The following is a 15,807-nucleotide window of genomic DNA, read 5'->3' as shown; positions in this document are numbered from 1 at the left end:
TAATTACTTACTCTTATTGCTGTACCAAACCACGTCGCGTTCGTATTTCGACACCAAGTGATCAACACCCAGCGTTAAAGCGAACAGTGCCATTCGAACCAGCACTCCGTTGTCTGTTTGCCTAAAGATGGCAAGGTTTGGATTAAGGTTTAGATCGTTATCCAATTCGTTGGCTTCCATACGTGAATCTCTTGGAAGTGGATGCATGATAACGGTCTTTGATTGGAAGTGTTTTGTGTAAATTGAGTGATTTAACCTGAACTTACCGCGATATTTATTGGCTTCTTCCTGTGACGGGAAGCGCTCTTCTTGAATGCGAGTTTGATAACAAATGTCTGCATCCATATTACCTTCTAATGTATTGGTAATAGTGAGCTTATGCCCTGCATTTTCGATGGCATCGATAATGGGCTGTGGCATGGCCAACTCTTTAGGCGAGATAAGTGTAAATCGAATATCTTTAAACAGGCAAAGCAAACGCGATAATGAATGAACGGTTCTACCGTAGCGCAAGTCGCCAATCATCGCGATGTGCAGGCCATCAATGCCTCTGCCGTTATACTCAAGTTCACGCTTGATGGTAAATAGGTCTAGCAGCGCTTGTGTAGGGTGCTCATTCGCGCCGTCGCCGCCATTAATAACAGGTACGCGGCTGCCTTCGGCAAACTCTGCCACCGAGCCAGCGGCAGGGTGACGCATGGCAATGATATCTGAATATCCACTTAGCACACGAGCGGTATCGTATAGCGATTCTCCCTTTGCAAGAGCCGAGCTAGACATCCCCGTGGTTTCCCGAACCTCGCCGCCAAGCAAGTTAAAGGCAGTACCAAAGCTTACACGAGTACGTGTACTGGGTTCAAAGAAAAGGTTACCTAAAATAGCACCTTCCAGCACGGTGGTGCGTTTTTGGCGTTTAGCATAAGGCTGCATGGAATCGGCAACTGAGAAGACTCTCTCAATGGCCTCGCGATCGAATTGATTAACCGAAAGAATGTGGTTACCGGTAAAGTTAGACATGCGCTACTCAATCATCAACGAAAACGGCGCTAGTTTATAATACCAACTGGTATAAGTCATTAACTGTGCATACGTGCAAAGGCTATTCGCGTATATGTGGATAAAGCTTAACGAATGTTACTGAAGATAATAGTCAAATAGCAGACAGGTTTTCTTCGCTGCTTTAGTAACGTGCAATTCTATCTCGTTGTCAGTCATAGGCTTTCGAATGCCGCACAGCATCATTGTGTGCAGTTCGCTTTTAAGTAATGCACAGAAATCTAATGCTAACTCGTAGGCTTGCTCACTGGTTAGCTTGCCTGCGCCACACTGCTCTACCACGTCCTTCAAAGTAATTACTGATGCCTGCGGTCCAGCTTCATAAAACAGTTTCGCCACATGCGTATTGTTTACCGCTTCAGCAATGATAACCCGAAACATAGCAACCGCTTCTTGGTCTTGAATAAGGCGTACAAACTGTGCACCTACTTTTTTTAGACCTTCATACAGCGACAAAGTGCCGTCAGTTATGTCGATAAGTTGCTCGGCATCAAGCTGATACGACCGACACTTAGAGGTAATGGCTGCCTGAAACAGCGCGTCTTTGCTGTCGAAGTGTGAATAAACGGTTTGTTTTGAAACCCCAGACGCCTTAGCAACCGTATCCATGGATGTTTTAGAAAAACCATCGTGTAGGAATAGGTGCGAGGCGGCATTAAGCACTAATAAGTACTTTTCTTCACTTTTAGGGCGACCTTGTTTTCTAGGCGTTGTCACTGTTTTTCTCACAAATTTAACAAAAAATAAATACCAAACTGGACGGTCTAGTATTAATATACTAGCATAGCACATAACATGAACAATAGTACGTTAATGTCGCTTAATACACGTAAGCGTAGGGTGTACCTCGCAGTATCAATGTTAAACGTGATTGATAACCCTGCTTAAAAGGCTGATTAGCAGCGACTTTCAAGGCTGCACATAAAGGAAACACTATGACTGCTGCGCAGAATTCTTCAATTAATGGCAAAGCGAAACTTATTATCTGTATTGCTGCTTTTGTCACAGTGTTAGTGGTTCTACTTGCTACAGCTGGTTTAGGGAACGCAACTCAAACGCCAGAAGCGCGAGTGCCTATGACCGTATCTACTGGCACAGTAAAAATTCAACAAGGCTTTGAAACACCCATAAACGTGTTTGGGCTTATCGAATCTCCCCGCGCGACATTGCTTTCCTTTGACACAGGCGGCCAAATTCTACAAATGATGGTGGAAGAAGGTGATGTAGTATCGAAAGGCGATGTACTGGCGCAGCAAGACATCGCGCGTTTAGAGGCAAGACAGCAAGAGTTAAAGGCGTCTCTAGCACGCGCAAATGCCGACCTTGCGCTTGCCAAGGTGAATAACCAACGAACTATTTCCTTAGTCGAGAAAAAGCTTGAATCTGCACAGCGTTTAGACGAAGCAGAGGCGGCGCTAAATGTAGCCATTGCTCGGGTTAATGAAACAGAAGCGGCAATTCAGTCACTTTCAGTCGAAATAGACAAAGCACAGCTTATTGCACCTTTTGACGGTATTGTAGACGAGCGCTTGTTCGACGAAGGTGCGGTAGTAATGGCGGGCAGCCCAGTACTGGGCATTACCAGCACGGATGATTACCAAGCGCGCTTTGCTATCCCTGCAGATCTAATAGGTCAGTTCAAGGTAAATGAATCGGTTTTAATGCGGGTGGGGCAATATGAAGTTAACGGCACTGTGTTGCAGCGCTTACCAACTCGTAATGTGCAAACTCGCACTATCGATATATTGGTTACGCTTAACAGTAACAACCGTGTTCGCCCAGGCGATATGGCTACGCTTTCGGGAGCTCGTAACCACACCGAAACCGGCGCATGGTTGCCTGTAAATGCCTTAAGCAACGGGTTAAGAGGCTTATGGCGAGTATTCGTACTTTCTGACGGTAAAGAAACAGAAATAGAAGCCAGAGTGGTTGAGGTGGTATATACCGACGGGCGTAATGCATTTGTGCGTGGCGCACTTAAAAACGGCGATGTTTATGTAAATGAAGGTACACATAAATTAGCACCGGGGCAGGTTGTGTCGCTGTCTAGTAAAAAGCAGCCTGAGGTGCGCTAATGAACTCGTTTGGCATAGATGGAGATAAAGCCTACCCTTGGTACACATTATTCTATCGGCGTGGGCACTTACTGGTTTTAAGTCTCGTTATCCTTATTACAGCTGGGCTATCTGCATTAGGCTCTCTTCCCCGATTAGAAGACCCGCGAATTGACACACGTAACGCCCTTATCATCACCTCTTACCCGGGCGCATCAGCTGAGCGTGTGGAAGCACTTGTCAGTGATGTACTTGAAGACAGGCTTCGAGAAATTTATGAAATTAAAGAAGTGAAATCGACCTCTCGCGCCGGTATTTCTGTGGTTTCTATCGAAACGCAAGATTGGGTAAACAACAGCAGTAATGAAGAGCTCTTTAGCGAAATTCGCGATGTTATTGGTGCGGCCGCTGAGTCATTCCCAGAGGGCGCTATGGCCCCCGTTTTCGACGAAAAGCGAGGTGCGACAGCATTTACACTGCTTTTATCACTTCGTGCTACTTACCCCGATACCACGCCTATTACGCTGACTGCGCGTTTAGCTCAAGAGCTTACCGATAGGCTTCGTAATGTAAATGGCACCGAGTTAGTGCGCGTTTATGGCGAACCGCAAGAAGAAATAAGCGTTAACATCGACCCAGTTAAATTAGCGGCAACGGGTCTTAACCTACAACATGTAAGTAGCCTCATTAGTCGCGCCGATCCCAAGCTGCCTGCAGGCGTGTTAAACAGCGAGCAAAACGATTTGCGTTTCACCGTTGGAGAAGGGCTAAACGGTGTGAACATGATTGCCTCTATCCCGTTAGTTAATCAACAGGGGCGTTACCTGCGCGTGGAAGACATTGCAACGGTGACACGCGGTTATGCCACACCGCGAAATGAAATTGCATTTTTAAATGGTGAAGAGTCCATATTTGTTGCGGCGCGCATGCAAACATCGTTGCGTTCAGATGTGTGGACTGCGAATGCATTAAAGGTGGTTGACGAATTTAACGCTGACTTTAAAGGCACGCTAACCGCTACCGTTGCCTTTGAACAGAACGAATATACTGCATCGCGCTTATCTGAACTGTCGATGAATTTGTTAATGGGCTGCGCAGTAGTTATGTTTGTTATCTTGTTATTTATGGGCTTTAAAGCGGCATGGATAGTAGGACTAGCGCTTCCGCTTTGTGCCGCATTTGCGCTGTTTAGCTTAAGCTTTTACAACGAGCAAATTCATCAAATGTCGATATTCGGTATGATTATCGCCATCGGTCTACTTATTGATAACGCCATCGTTATTACCGATGAAATAAGAATAAACCTTCAAGATCCTAACCTAACACGAGTGGGTGCAATGGCGAAAAGCGTGTCGCACTTATTTGCACCGCTATTGGCATCAACACTGACTACCATATTAGGCTTTATGCCCATTTTCTTACTTGATGGCAATATCGGCGACTTTGTTGGCCCAATTGCCATTAGCGTAGTTATGGCACTCATTGGGTCGTTGTTTATCTCGCTAACTATTATTGCCGCCCTGGCTGCCCGCTTTTTACCAAAACACGATAGTGCAGCCGCACCCGCTAATACCGAAAAATCGTCATCATGGTGGCGGGTTGGTATACAGGCGCCTTCGCTTAGTCTGGCCTTTAGCAAGCAGCTTGGACGCTGGATAAAGCAGCCTGTACTTGTTTTACCAGTAACCATCGTATTGTGCTTGTCTGGATTTGTACTGTCATCAACACTTGCAAACGTGTTTTTCCCAAGTGCAGACAGAGACCAGTTTGAGGTTTACCTGTGGACCAAAGAAGGCACAAGCATTGACAACACAACAAAATACGTTAAACGTATCGACCAAGCCATTCGCGCGGAGGAAAGCGTTACACAAGTAAGTTGGTTGGTTGGCGGTTCGGCACCTTCGGTATATTACAACCAAGTTATGACACGAGACAACACGCCATACTTCGCCAATGCCGTAGTAAATACCGACACTGTGGAAAATGCCGCGTTATTGATAGGAAAGCTGCAACGCGATTTGGATATTGCCTATCCAGAGGTGCAAATTGTCGTGCGTTCATTTGGTCAAGGGCCACCGATAGCAGCACCTGTAGAAGTAGAGATTTTTGGCCCTGACTTGAACATCCTAAACGACCTTGGCGACAAGGTGCGTATGCTGATGTCTGAAGTCGATGGTATTTCGCAATCTACGGCCAGTGTTTCAATGGGCGAGCCAGAACTGAAAGTGAATGCCGATAGCGATAACCTGTCCTATCTAGGGTTGACACTTACCGAGCTTGCCAGTCAAATGCAGGTAAATTTCTCTGGTGTAACGGGTGGTTCAGTGCTGGAAAGTACCGAAGAAATCCCGGTAAGAGTGCGCCTTAATGAAGCATTTAGACAAAACTTAGCGGGCGTTGACGCCATGCCTATTCCGGTTGCTACCGATAGTGCGATGTCTTGGTCGCCTCTTGCGGCAGTAACTTCGTTAACGCTTCAGCCAGCAACAAGCAGTATAACGCGCCTAGATGGCGAAAGGCTTAACCGCATTCAAGCGTTTTTATTACCGGGCGTACCTGCAGTTGATGCCAGTAACCAGCTGCGAGAACTACTTGAAAGCCGGCTAGATTTGCCTAAGGGTTACCGTATACATTTGGCGGGTGATGCCGACGAACAGCAGCAGGCGCTGGGTAAACTAGCCACCTATGCACCGGTGTTACTTGTGTTAATGGTTACCACGCTCATTCTCACCTTTACCAGTTTGCGTATGGCCGGTGTTATAGGGCTTGTTGCCATTTTGTCGGTTGGGTTAGGCATGTTTAGCCTGTGGATTTCAGGTTTGCCGGTTGGTTTTAACCCGCTACTTGGCTGTGCAGGGTTAATCGGTGTGGCCATTAATGGCTCCATTGTTGTTATTGCGGCCATTAATGCCAACCCTAAAGCTAAGCAGGGCGATACAAAAGCCATTGTTGAAGAAACCATGAGCTGCAGTCGTCACATTCTTTCCACTACCTTTACCACCGTGGGCGGTTTAATCCCGCTGCTACTATTCAGTGAAGGTAGTTTTTGGCCGCCACTGGCTGTTGTGTTAGCAGGTGGCGTTGGCTTCTCTGTTATCTTATCCTTGGTATTTACACCTACTATAGTTGCAGCGTTTCAACGTTACCGCTTTAAAGACAACTATGCTCAAAGCGAACTAGCATGATCACAATGCTTTTTTGGCAGTGCATTTGCTGCCAAAAAAGCACTTCGACATCATCGGTATTATAAGTAAACTGTGCACCCGTTTAATGCGTAAAACGGTAAGTAGGTAGGTGAATTACAGCCTGTTTTATCGTATCTACACACCGTAAGGCGCAGAATATCTGAGTGATTTATGGGTAATTTTATTAAACGCTGGTGGCACACAGATTGTGTTAAGTGTAGGCGAATTCGTCTTTATGTACTGTGGGCCGCAATTATGATAGTGGTGTATTTTTATGTCTGGCGCTAACGCAGATTCTATTTTCATTCGAGCAGCATCAAAAAGTAACGGTATCACTAGCGTTGTGCTTGGTGTGCTGGGGTTAGTTGTATCGGCACTCTGGCTAAGTTTATTACCCGAGTGGTTATTTCTGGCGGGCATCTTTATTACCAGTGCAGCCTTAGTATGCTTGTTAATTGGCTATTTCAAAATAAGAGAGCCTGATTACAGCCTTGAAATTGCAAAAGACTACATTACTTATCGCCATCGCTTGGGAAGCTGGCGAATTCATTGGGATAATTTACAGCGAGCCGACTGTCCTCGTGTTCGTCACGGCCTTGAGCATGTACCGCTACAAACTATTGGCTTTAAAATAAAAAGCTATACCGATTTTTTAAATACCATTTCACCGCGTTTAGCTACGCATTTGCTCATGGAGCAACGTCCGCTTTTAATGCAGGGAGAGGATGAGAACTGCGCGTCTGGCAGCTGCTATCAACAGTCTATGTTTGATGACAAACATTATGTGATGGACGATGGCACAACCATAAAAGGTATTAAAGCCATGCTAGCGCATCGTATGGTTGAGCTTAGGAAACGTCTAGGCTTCGATATTTTTATCTCTAGCTCTGAGCTAGACCGCGATGCCGATGAGTTTGCTGCGTTAATTATGAAATGCCAAGCAGCTAGAAACGCAGCGCCAGAGTTAAACTAGCGTTAATGCTGCGCACTTTCTAGTACAATTTTATTACCTTCCTCAATTAGCGAAGGCAAAAACTCCTCCACTAGAGGGTGCTGACCGAGTTTTAGTGCAGTTTCAGTCTCGTTGGCTAAGTGCTGCATTTTTGGTAGGCCGGTATAGCAACATGCGCCATGCAGTTTGTGTATTTCTAACTTGAGCGCGTTGTAATCTTGCGCTTCCCACTGCTTGGTCAATGTTTCTAATGTTTCTGGCAATAGCTGAATAAAGCTTGTCAGCAATTCTTTTGCGGCGTCTTCATTCTGATTCGCTCGCTTTAGGGCAAGTGGCCAATCTATCGATGCTACCTCAAGTTCTGCAGGCTCAATATGAACACACCACGATTTAATCAAATCGATTAGCTTTTCTGCCTCAATGGGTTTTGGTATGTAATCATCCATACCTGAAGCAAGTAATCGTTCCTGTTCTTCTTTAAAAGCATGAGCGGTGACCGCAATAATGGGCGTGCCCATGTTAAGCGGAGACTTACGAATCTCTCGTGTGGCCTGCAAGCCGTCCATGCCTGGCATCTGCACGTCCATCAAAATCAGGTCGAATTCTTGTGTCTGGCATCGGTTAACCGCATCTTGGCCACTAATAGTAGTAGTGAGTGTAACTGGAGAACTATCGAGCCATGTTTGCAGTAGTTTTAAATTCATCTCCATATCGTCAACGGCCAGTATCTTAGCTTTGGGCAGCAGCGCGACCTTTTCATGGAATGCACTTTGCACCGGTGCAGACTGGTTATGAACTATGCTGTCGAGCTTTGCTACTGTCATTGGCATTCTTACTTGCGAATGAAAGTATTGAGACAGTCGTGGGTATTGCGTAAAAGGTTCTGGCCCCGAGTACCATAAAACACGCTTTTGCGCTGAGAACGTTATAAAGCGTTTTAGTAAGGCATCGCGCTTAGACATTTTACTTACTGGTATGGTTGCCATTAAAAAGTCATACTGCTGTTTCAACGACTGAAGAAACTCAAGTGATTCCACAGACGTTACCTTTGCGCCTAGTGCTTTGAGTATTTTTGCGCTGGCACGACGGGTTGCAGGTATAGGGTCGAACAGAACCACGGTTTTGTTTAACCAATCGTCGTTTGATGAAGGCGAGTACTTTTGGCTTAGCCTGTTCATTCGCATGCTTACGCTAAATGTAGAGCCTTGCCCTAAAACACTCTTAAGCGTTACTTCGCCCTTCATCAACCGGACCAACTCACGACTAATCACAAGGCCTAGTCCAGTTCCCTGATAGTTTCTATTTAGCGCATCATCTACTTGAGAAAAGGCGTTGAATAGCTTTTTCCTATCTTGACGGCTAATGCCTATACCAGTGTCTTCCACAACCACGTTGAGTTCGTGCATGCCGTGGTCGAGTGAGTGCCCACTTACTGCTAATGTTATAGAACCAGAGGATGTGAATTTAAGCGCATTGCTTAAAAGGTTATTCAGCACCTGCTTTATCCTAAACACGTCACCAATGAGTTTTTCAGGTAATGGGTTGAGGTCGAAGATAAACTCTATGCGTTTGCTGTGCGCCGATTTCGCCATAATCGTTACCATTTCCTCAAACAGTTTGTTTGGCGAAAATGGTTGATTATTGATTTGTAGTTTTCCAGCCTCAATTTTCGAAAAATCGAGAACATCGTTCACTATGGTAAGCAGGTTGTCAGCTGCAGTGTTAACAATGCGAACTTGTTCTTGTTGGTCGGTAGGTAGGGACGCATTGTTAAGCTCTTTACTAAAGCCTAGGATGGCGTTTAGTGGTGTACGAATTTCATGGCTCATGTTCGCCAAGAATTGAGATTTTACGTTACTGGCTTTAATAGCGTCTTTACGAGCAATATCTAAGCGCGCATTTTGCTCTTCGATTAGCTCCATGTTATTGCGTAAATCGTTGGTAGCTTGCTCCACTTCATTCTCAAGTTGGCTACGACTTTTTTCCATTAAGGCGAAAGAGAAAAGCCCTGCCTCAAGGAATACACCCACTTGAAAACAATAGGTGGTAAAGTCGTTTGAAGGTAAAACGCCCATAAGGCTAAGCATGCCCACAATGGCGCCTGTGGCGAGCATGGTCCATGCAAAGATAAAGTAACGAGCTGGTTTAAATCGGTTTATAAACGCCTCAAACCCAGCGTATATGTAGCTTAAAATAGCAATAAGCCCTACACCATAAACTAGGTTGTTTTTCCAGATAGGGGGGAGTAAATCAACAAAACAGACAAGCCCTGTAATCCCTTGGCAAACGAGTAGGAACTTTATAACGGGGTGTGATGTTGGTGCATTTTGTTCGGTTTCTAGGAACGTCATAGCAAATAAGCCAGAGCTAATGCCGATAATGACAAAGATAAGCTCGGAGTGGCCGACTAGCCAAGCTGGGATACCTTGTGTAAACACTAAATGCGTATGCCCGCCCCATACAAACTGCCATATAATCACCGCAGCAATATATCCAACATAGGCCACAAGGCTTTTTTCTTTTACACCGAAATAGAGGGCTAGGTTGTACACAGCTAATATCAGCAGGCCACCATAAAACAGTCCCCACAGTAAGCTATCCATTTGAAAATAACTGCTGTGAACGGGCTCAGCCTGCACTTTCAATGGTGTGATAAGGCTTGATGAATGGCTTTCTACTCGAATAAACACATCAACAGGCGCGCTGTCTTTTAACTGTGCCCGCAATGTGGGCACTCTAAAACGCTGTTCTTTTTGGGCTTTACCCTGATGACTTTGTTTAATGACGTTGCCGTTTTGCACAAGGTAAAAATCGACACTGTCTAGTTGGCTAAAGTTAATTGAGAACACCCAGTTCTCTTCATTCGACACATTAGCTACCGAAGTAAGCAGCCACAGACCGTTGTTTCTAAATCCAAAGTTCGGATTGTCGTACGGGTACATAAGGAAATCGTTGCGACGGCGAGAGACATCGCTAATGGTAAGCTGGTAATCGGTTTCGTACAGATAGTAAAAAGAATCTGATAAATCAACCGTGCGCGTTTCATCGTAAAGCTGTTCTATTTGTTGTGCTTGTGTGCCCGGCGTGTTGATAAAACCGGCAAAACAAAGCAATAGAAAAAGTGCGCGAATGAAAGGCATTGTCGTCTGTACTTCTTAATTATTTTTATCATTAAACCATTGTCTTAACAGAATGACAAAATCTAGCGCTTTCTGCATTAAATTGGGCTTCCACTCGTATCAAATTCACAGTTTTGTTTTCAAGCATTGCACACACATGCGGTTTACCCCACAATAAGGTTTATGCGCAAAGCTGTGTACTATCGCAGAGCATCGTTATAAGGGCAGATAAGCCAACTAGGTGAAAACTGCCGCGTGCACCAAGACTAATAACAAAACGAAAAATATCATGAGTGACGAGATCATCATTAATCGCGATGGGGTAGAGCAACTTCCTCTTCGACGCTTTACCGAAGACGCTTATCTAAATTATTCCATGTACGTCATCATGGACCGTGCGTTACCGCACATTGCCGACGGTTTAAAGCCGGTTCAGCGCCGTATTATTTACGCTATGTCTGATCTGGGTTTAAGCGCCAACGCCAAATATAAGAAGTCTGCCAGAACGGTAGGTGACGTTTTAGGTAAATTTCACCCACACGGCGACTCGGCATGTTATGAGGCCATGGTACTGATGGCGCAGCCATTTTCGTATCGATACCCACTGGTTGATGGCCAGGGCAACTGGGGGGCACCAGACGACCCTAAGTCTTTTGCTGCAATGCGTTATACCGAAGCAAAGCTGTCGCGCTTCTCTGAAGTTCTGCTTAATGAACTTGGTCAGGGTACAGTAGACTGGGTACCAAACTTTGATGGTACACTGAATGAACCTAGCGTGTTGCCTGCTCGTTTACCGCACATACTGTTAAATGGCGTAACTGGCATTGCCGTGGGCATGGCTACCGATATCCCACCGCACAACGTAAGAGAGCTTGCGAACGCTTGTGCAATGCTGCTGGATAACAGTAAAGCCGATTTACAGAATGTGTTAGAGCACGTTAATGGCCCCGACTATCCTACTGAAGCTGAGATAATTACGCCCAAGTCAGATATCCATAAACTGTATGAAACGGGTCGTGGCTCAATAAAGATGCGCGCTGTTTACACTGAAGAAAACGGCGATGTGGTGATTACGGCACTTCCTCACCAGGCGTCGGGTGCAAAAATATTAGAGCAAATTGCAGCGCAAATGCAGGCGAAGAAGCTGCCTATGGTAAGTGATTTACGCGATGAATCAGACCATGAAAACCCTACTCGCTTAATTATAACGCCGCGTTCTAATCGCGTTGACGTAACGCAGTTAATGCAGCACTTATTTGCTACTACCGATCTTGAGAAAAACTATCGTGTTAACTTAAACATGATTGGCCTTGATGGCCGTCCTCAAGTAAAAGATTTGCGCAATATCCTAGCCGAGTGGCTAGAGTACAGAAAAGATACCGTCACGAGACGCTTACAGTACCGCTTAGACAAAGTACTTGCGCGTTTACACATTCTAGAAGGCTTATTGATTGCCTTTTTGAATATTGACGAAGTTATTGAAATTATCCGCACCTACGACAAGCCAAAGCCTGAGCTTATGTCGCGCTTTGGTCTAAGTGATACGCAAGCCGAAGCTATCCTAGAATTAAAACTTCGCCATTTAGCCAAGCTTGAAGAAATGAAGATTAAAGGCGAGCAGGACGAGCTAGCTGAAGAAAGAGATAAACTCCAGCAGTTGCTTGGCTCTGACCGTCGTTTGAAAACACTAATTAAAAAAGAAATATTGGCCGATGCTGAGAAATACGGCGACGATAGACGTTCTCCAATTGTAGAACGTGGCGAAGCTAAGGCGCTGTCGGAAAAAGAATTAGTACCTGCTGAATCGGTCACCGTTGTTCTTTCTGAAAAAGGCTGGGCGCGTTGTGCCAAAGGTCACGATATTGATGCACAAGGTTTAAGTTATAAAGCGGGTGACGGTTATTTATCAAGTGCTGAAGGAAAGAGCAATCAACCTGCTGTATTTATGGATACATCGGGACGTACCTTTGCCTGTGATGCGCATGGTCTGCCTTCTGCGCGTAGTCAGGGAGAGCCGTTAACAGGGCGCTTTAGTATTGTAGGCGGAGAGTCGTTCGAGCACGTGTTAATGGCACAAGATGAGAGCAAATTCTTAGTTGGCTCAGATGCGGGCTATGGGTTTGTTGGCACATTTAAAGACATGGTAAGTAAAAACAAAGCCGGTAAGGCTTATCTTTCGCTACCAACGGCTGCGAAAGTAATGAAACCGACTTTGGTGAATAATCCTGATACAGACTGGTGTTTGAGTATTTCAAACGAAGGCCGTATGCTCATGTTCCCGTTACGTGACCTCCCAAGTCTAGGTAAAGGAAAGGGCAATAAGTTAATTAACATTCCTTCGGCTAAAGCACAGTCTCGCGAGGAATATGTGAAAGTGCTTGCCGTTGTGCCAGACGGCGCGTCGATAAAAGTGTCGGCGGGCAAACGAAGCATGACGCTGTCAGCCGATGACCTTACTCATTATCAAGGCGAGCGCGGAAGGCGCGGAAACAAACTGCCAAGAGGGCTTCAGCGCGTCGATATGGTAGAGGTTGTAGAAGCTGAACCCGTTGAGCAAATTAACAATGAAAGTGAATAAACTGGGCGAGTAACCCATCTGTTATTAACACGAATAATACGACAAAAAGCGTGCAAATTATTGCACGCTTTTTTGTTATAAAGTCTAGGTTGTTCTTATGCTTACCTGAGCTACACTTTATAAAGAATTACTAGAGGTAGTGTTATGCTGGGAATTGTATTTACATCGTTAATCGACATGCTAGAAGAGAAGGTATCACCAGAATTTGCTGATGATGTCATTGTTGAAGCACAGCTTGAAAATGATGGCGCATATACAGCTATAGGTTATTACCCGTTTGAAGACATGCAGCGATTGCTGACTGTATTGGTAGACAAAACGGGTAAGTCAGCTAACGAGTTGTTGTATGATTTTGGCATTTTCTTATTTGGTAAATTGGGCTCGGTCCACGGAGATGTATTAGCAAACACCAGTGGTATATTAGATATGCTGGCGCACCTAGATGACGATATTCATGTTCAAGTGAAAAAGCTCTATCCCGATGCAGACCTCCCTCGTTTTTCTGTACTATCTCGAACTGACACCACCATGAAGCTTCAATATTATTCTGAAAGAGAGTTGTTTGCTTTAGCTGAAGGGCTTATGGATGCCGCCGCCGATTTTTACGGCGCAAAAATACAGCGAGAAACGGTTAAAACCGATATCCCTTATACCTACGAATTTAATATTACTGTTCAGTAGCGGTCTGATATGTCCAACGAGGCCTCTGATCCACAAAAGCAAATTGCACTGCTGGAACGGCGCTTGAAACGAGAGCGTCTAGCCAGAGAGCAAGCTGAATCATTACTTACTGAAAAAAGTGCCAGTTTGTTTCAATCATTACGGCAAAGCCAGACTGCACAAAAGAACCTTGAGCTTGCTTTATGGGCGTCTCAAGAATCGTTTTGGAGTTGGGAAGCACAAAGCGACTTATTAGAAATAAGATCGTTTTCTTTGCATTCGGCAACGGCATCCCGCTGGGAAGGCACACTGATAAAGTTAATGCAGCTGGTCCATGAAGACGACCTTGATAATCTTCAGTTTCACTGGGCAATGGCGTTACATGGAAACAGAGAGCAACTTGAGCTTTCCTTTCGTTTAAAAGTTGATAATCACTACCAGTGGGTGCGACTTCGTGGGCGTGTGCTAAAGCGCGGCGGCTGCGGTCAGGCTATGCATATCGTTGGTACAACGAAAGATATTACAAGACAAAGAAAAGCCGAACAGTCTTTCCATTTAATGGCATCGGCATTTGCTAGTTCGCGTGAGCCTATGCTGGTACTGTCTGCTGATTTCACTATTACTGAATGCAATGATGCCTTCGTCCAATTAGTCGCAGCGCCAGTTAAAGAAACCGTATTAGAAACCAATTTCAATGCCTTGTTTCAGGGGGGAAAAGTAAACCAGGCCAAACTAAACAAAGATAAGCAGTACCGGTTCGAGTCGAAAATTACATCTATGCGGGGCGATGATATTGTTGTTGACGTGTCGGTGGCTTTGTTTGAAGCATATCAGCAAACCTCATCGTATTTAATTGCGACCATTCGTGATATTAGTGACCGAAAACGCAACGAAGCCAAGCTAAAGCAGTTAGCATTGCATGACAACCTTACCGGCTTGTCTAACCGAAACGCATTGCGAGAAGCATTGAGTGACTTTGCCACAGATAATAAGCCATTTGTGTTGGTGTTTGTTGACTTGGATGGCTTTAAAGCGATTAACGATAACGCAGGCCATGAACGAGGCGATACCGAACTCAAACGAGTCGCAACAGTCTTAAACAATGCATTTGGCGAGCTAGGTAAAGTGGGGCGATGGGGCGGTGATGAATTTGTTATTGTTTTACCTAACCAAGACTTAAATTGCATTGTTGAACAGTCTGAAGAGCTTATTAAGCACATTGAGAAAGATACTATCTCTGTTAAAAACAACGAATTACGCCTGTCTGCCAGTATTGGTATTGCAGGTTTTCCGCTGCATTCAGACAACATTGATGGTTTAATTCAGTGCGCCGATGCCGCGATGTATCGTGCAAAAGAGTTGGGTAAAGGGCAAGTCTTTATCTACGAAGACGGCCTTTATGAGAGCATGGCGCAGCAAGTCAGTATGGCTAACGATTTGCGACGTACCATAGAAAAACATCTGCTCGACTTTTATATTCAAGGAAAATACGACTTAAACGGCCGCCTTAAAGGTGGCGAGGTGCTGTGTAGATGGATATCAGGGCTACATGGTGTGGTGCCGCCGGGTGTGTTTATTCCCATCGCTGAAGAACAAAATCTCGATTCCGCAATAGGTCTTCAGGCAATTGAAGCGGCGTGTGACTACATTTCAATTATGGAGTCACAGCAGGGGGGAGCCATTCCACTGTCGGTAAATATCAGTGCAAATCAGCTGCTCGACTCTGACTTCCCTGAACAAGCGGTAAAAATTTGTGAGGATAACCACATATCGCCCGAATATATAGAATTAGAGCTGACTGAATCGGTATTTATTCGCGACGAAAAATCAGCTTTTAAAGCGCTGCATCGTTTACGCGAGTGCGGTTTCAGGCTGTCCCTTGACGACTTTGGAACCGGTTTCTCTTCGCTAAGTTACCTGCGCAATTTCCAGTTCCAAGTGGTTAAAGTAGATAAAAGCTTAGTTCGTGGAATCCATGAAGACAGCAGAGCTAACGCATTATTTCTAGGCGTTATTGCAATGCTAAAAAGCCTTCAAATAGAAATTGTAGTAGAGGGTGTTGAGATTGAGTCACATCTGCCTTTTATGGAGCAAGCAGACGTTCAGTTAATGCAGGGGTTCTATTTTGATCAGCCCATGCCTTACGATCAGTTCTTGGCAAGGCACACATCTGAGCCTAAACGATAGAAACAAAAAAGCCCTC

9 protein-coding genes are annotated in these 15,807 nt (G+C 45.1%); 6 read left to right on the top strand and 3 right to left on the bottom strand.

What is annotated here, in order from left to right; genetic code table 11:
• Positions 1–3 precede the first annotated feature (3 nt).
• On the bottom strand, positions 4–1,017 hold the full coding sequence (locus tag ACGHAV_RS14670; protein WP_390382225.1) for an aspartate carbamoyltransferase: 1,014 nt from the start codon (positions 1,015–1,017) through the stop codon (positions 4–6).
• A 117-nt stretch (positions 1,018–1,134) separates the two neighbouring features.
• Entirely contained in the window at positions 1,135–1,773 is a 639-nt protein-coding gene (locus ACGHAV_RS14665) for a TetR/AcrR family transcriptional regulator (RefSeq protein WP_390382222.1), read from the bottom strand.
• A gap of 218 nt (positions 1,774–1,991) precedes the next feature.
• On the opposite strand from ACGHAV_RS14665, the gene ACGHAV_RS14660 reads away from it, so the two are divergent.
• The 3 genes from ACGHAV_RS14660 to ACGHAV_RS14650 all read left to right on the top strand — a co-directional run bounded on the left by ACGHAV_RS14660 (position 1,992) and on the right by ACGHAV_RS14650 (position 7,268).
• Positions 1,992–3,131 (top strand): efflux RND transporter periplasmic adaptor subunit, encoded by a 1,140-nt coding sequence (locus tag ACGHAV_RS14660; protein WP_390382219.1) that lies wholly within the window; start codon positions 1,992–1,994, stop codon positions 3,129–3,131.
• On the top strand, positions 3,131–6,295 hold the full coding sequence (locus ACGHAV_RS14655) for an efflux RND transporter permease subunit (protein WP_390382216.1): 3,165 nt from the start codon (positions 3,131–3,133) through the stop codon (positions 6,293–6,295). Before ACGHAV_RS14660 ends, ACGHAV_RS14655 begins: the two co-directional genes overlap by 1 nt.
• A 274-nt stretch (positions 6,296–6,569) precedes the next feature.
• Entirely contained in the window at positions 6,570–7,268 is a 699-nt protein-coding gene (locus ACGHAV_RS14650) for a DUF2982 domain-containing protein (protein ID WP_390382213.1), read from the top strand.
• Between the two features lie 2 nt (positions 7,269–7,270).
• Here the strand turns inward: ACGHAV_RS14650 and ACGHAV_RS14645 are convergent, their stop codons facing one another.
• Positions 7,271–10,387, bottom strand: coding sequence for a 7TM diverse intracellular signaling domain-containing protein (locus tag ACGHAV_RS14645; protein ID WP_390382210.1), 3,117 nt, complete (start codon positions 10,385–10,387; stop codon positions 7,271–7,273).
• A gap of 268 nt (positions 10,388–10,655) precedes the next feature.
• On the opposite strand from ACGHAV_RS14645, the gene parC reads away from it, so the two are divergent.
• From parC to ACGHAV_RS14630, 3 genes are all read left to right on the top strand, one after another.
• Positions 10,656–12,944, top strand: coding sequence for a DNA topoisomerase IV subunit A (parC, locus tag ACGHAV_RS14640; protein ID WP_390382207.1), 2,289 nt, complete (start codon positions 10,656–10,658; stop codon positions 12,942–12,944).
• Between the two features lie 144 nt (positions 12,945–13,088).
• The gene (locus ACGHAV_RS14635) at positions 13,089–13,625 is read left to right on the top strand and encodes a heme NO-binding domain-containing protein (protein WP_390382204.1); all 537 of its coding nucleotides are present in this window, start codon (positions 13,089–13,091) and stop codon (positions 13,623–13,625) included.
• Positions 13,626–13,634: 9 nt separating this feature from the next.
• Positions 13,635–15,791: a putative bifunctional diguanylate cyclase/phosphodiesterase gene (locus ACGHAV_RS14630; RefSeq protein ID WP_390382201.1), complete on the top strand. Its 2,157-nt coding sequence runs from the start codon at positions 13,635–13,637 to the stop codon at positions 15,789–15,791.
• Positions 15,792–15,807 lie beyond the last annotated feature (16 nt).

Source organism: Alteromonas sp. MTD1 (assembly GCF_042848195.1).
Taxonomy (GTDB): domain Bacteria; phylum Pseudomonadota; class Gammaproteobacteria; order Enterobacterales; family Alteromonadaceae; genus Alteromonas.
This window is presented reverse-complemented; position numbering and strand designations above follow the sequence as displayed.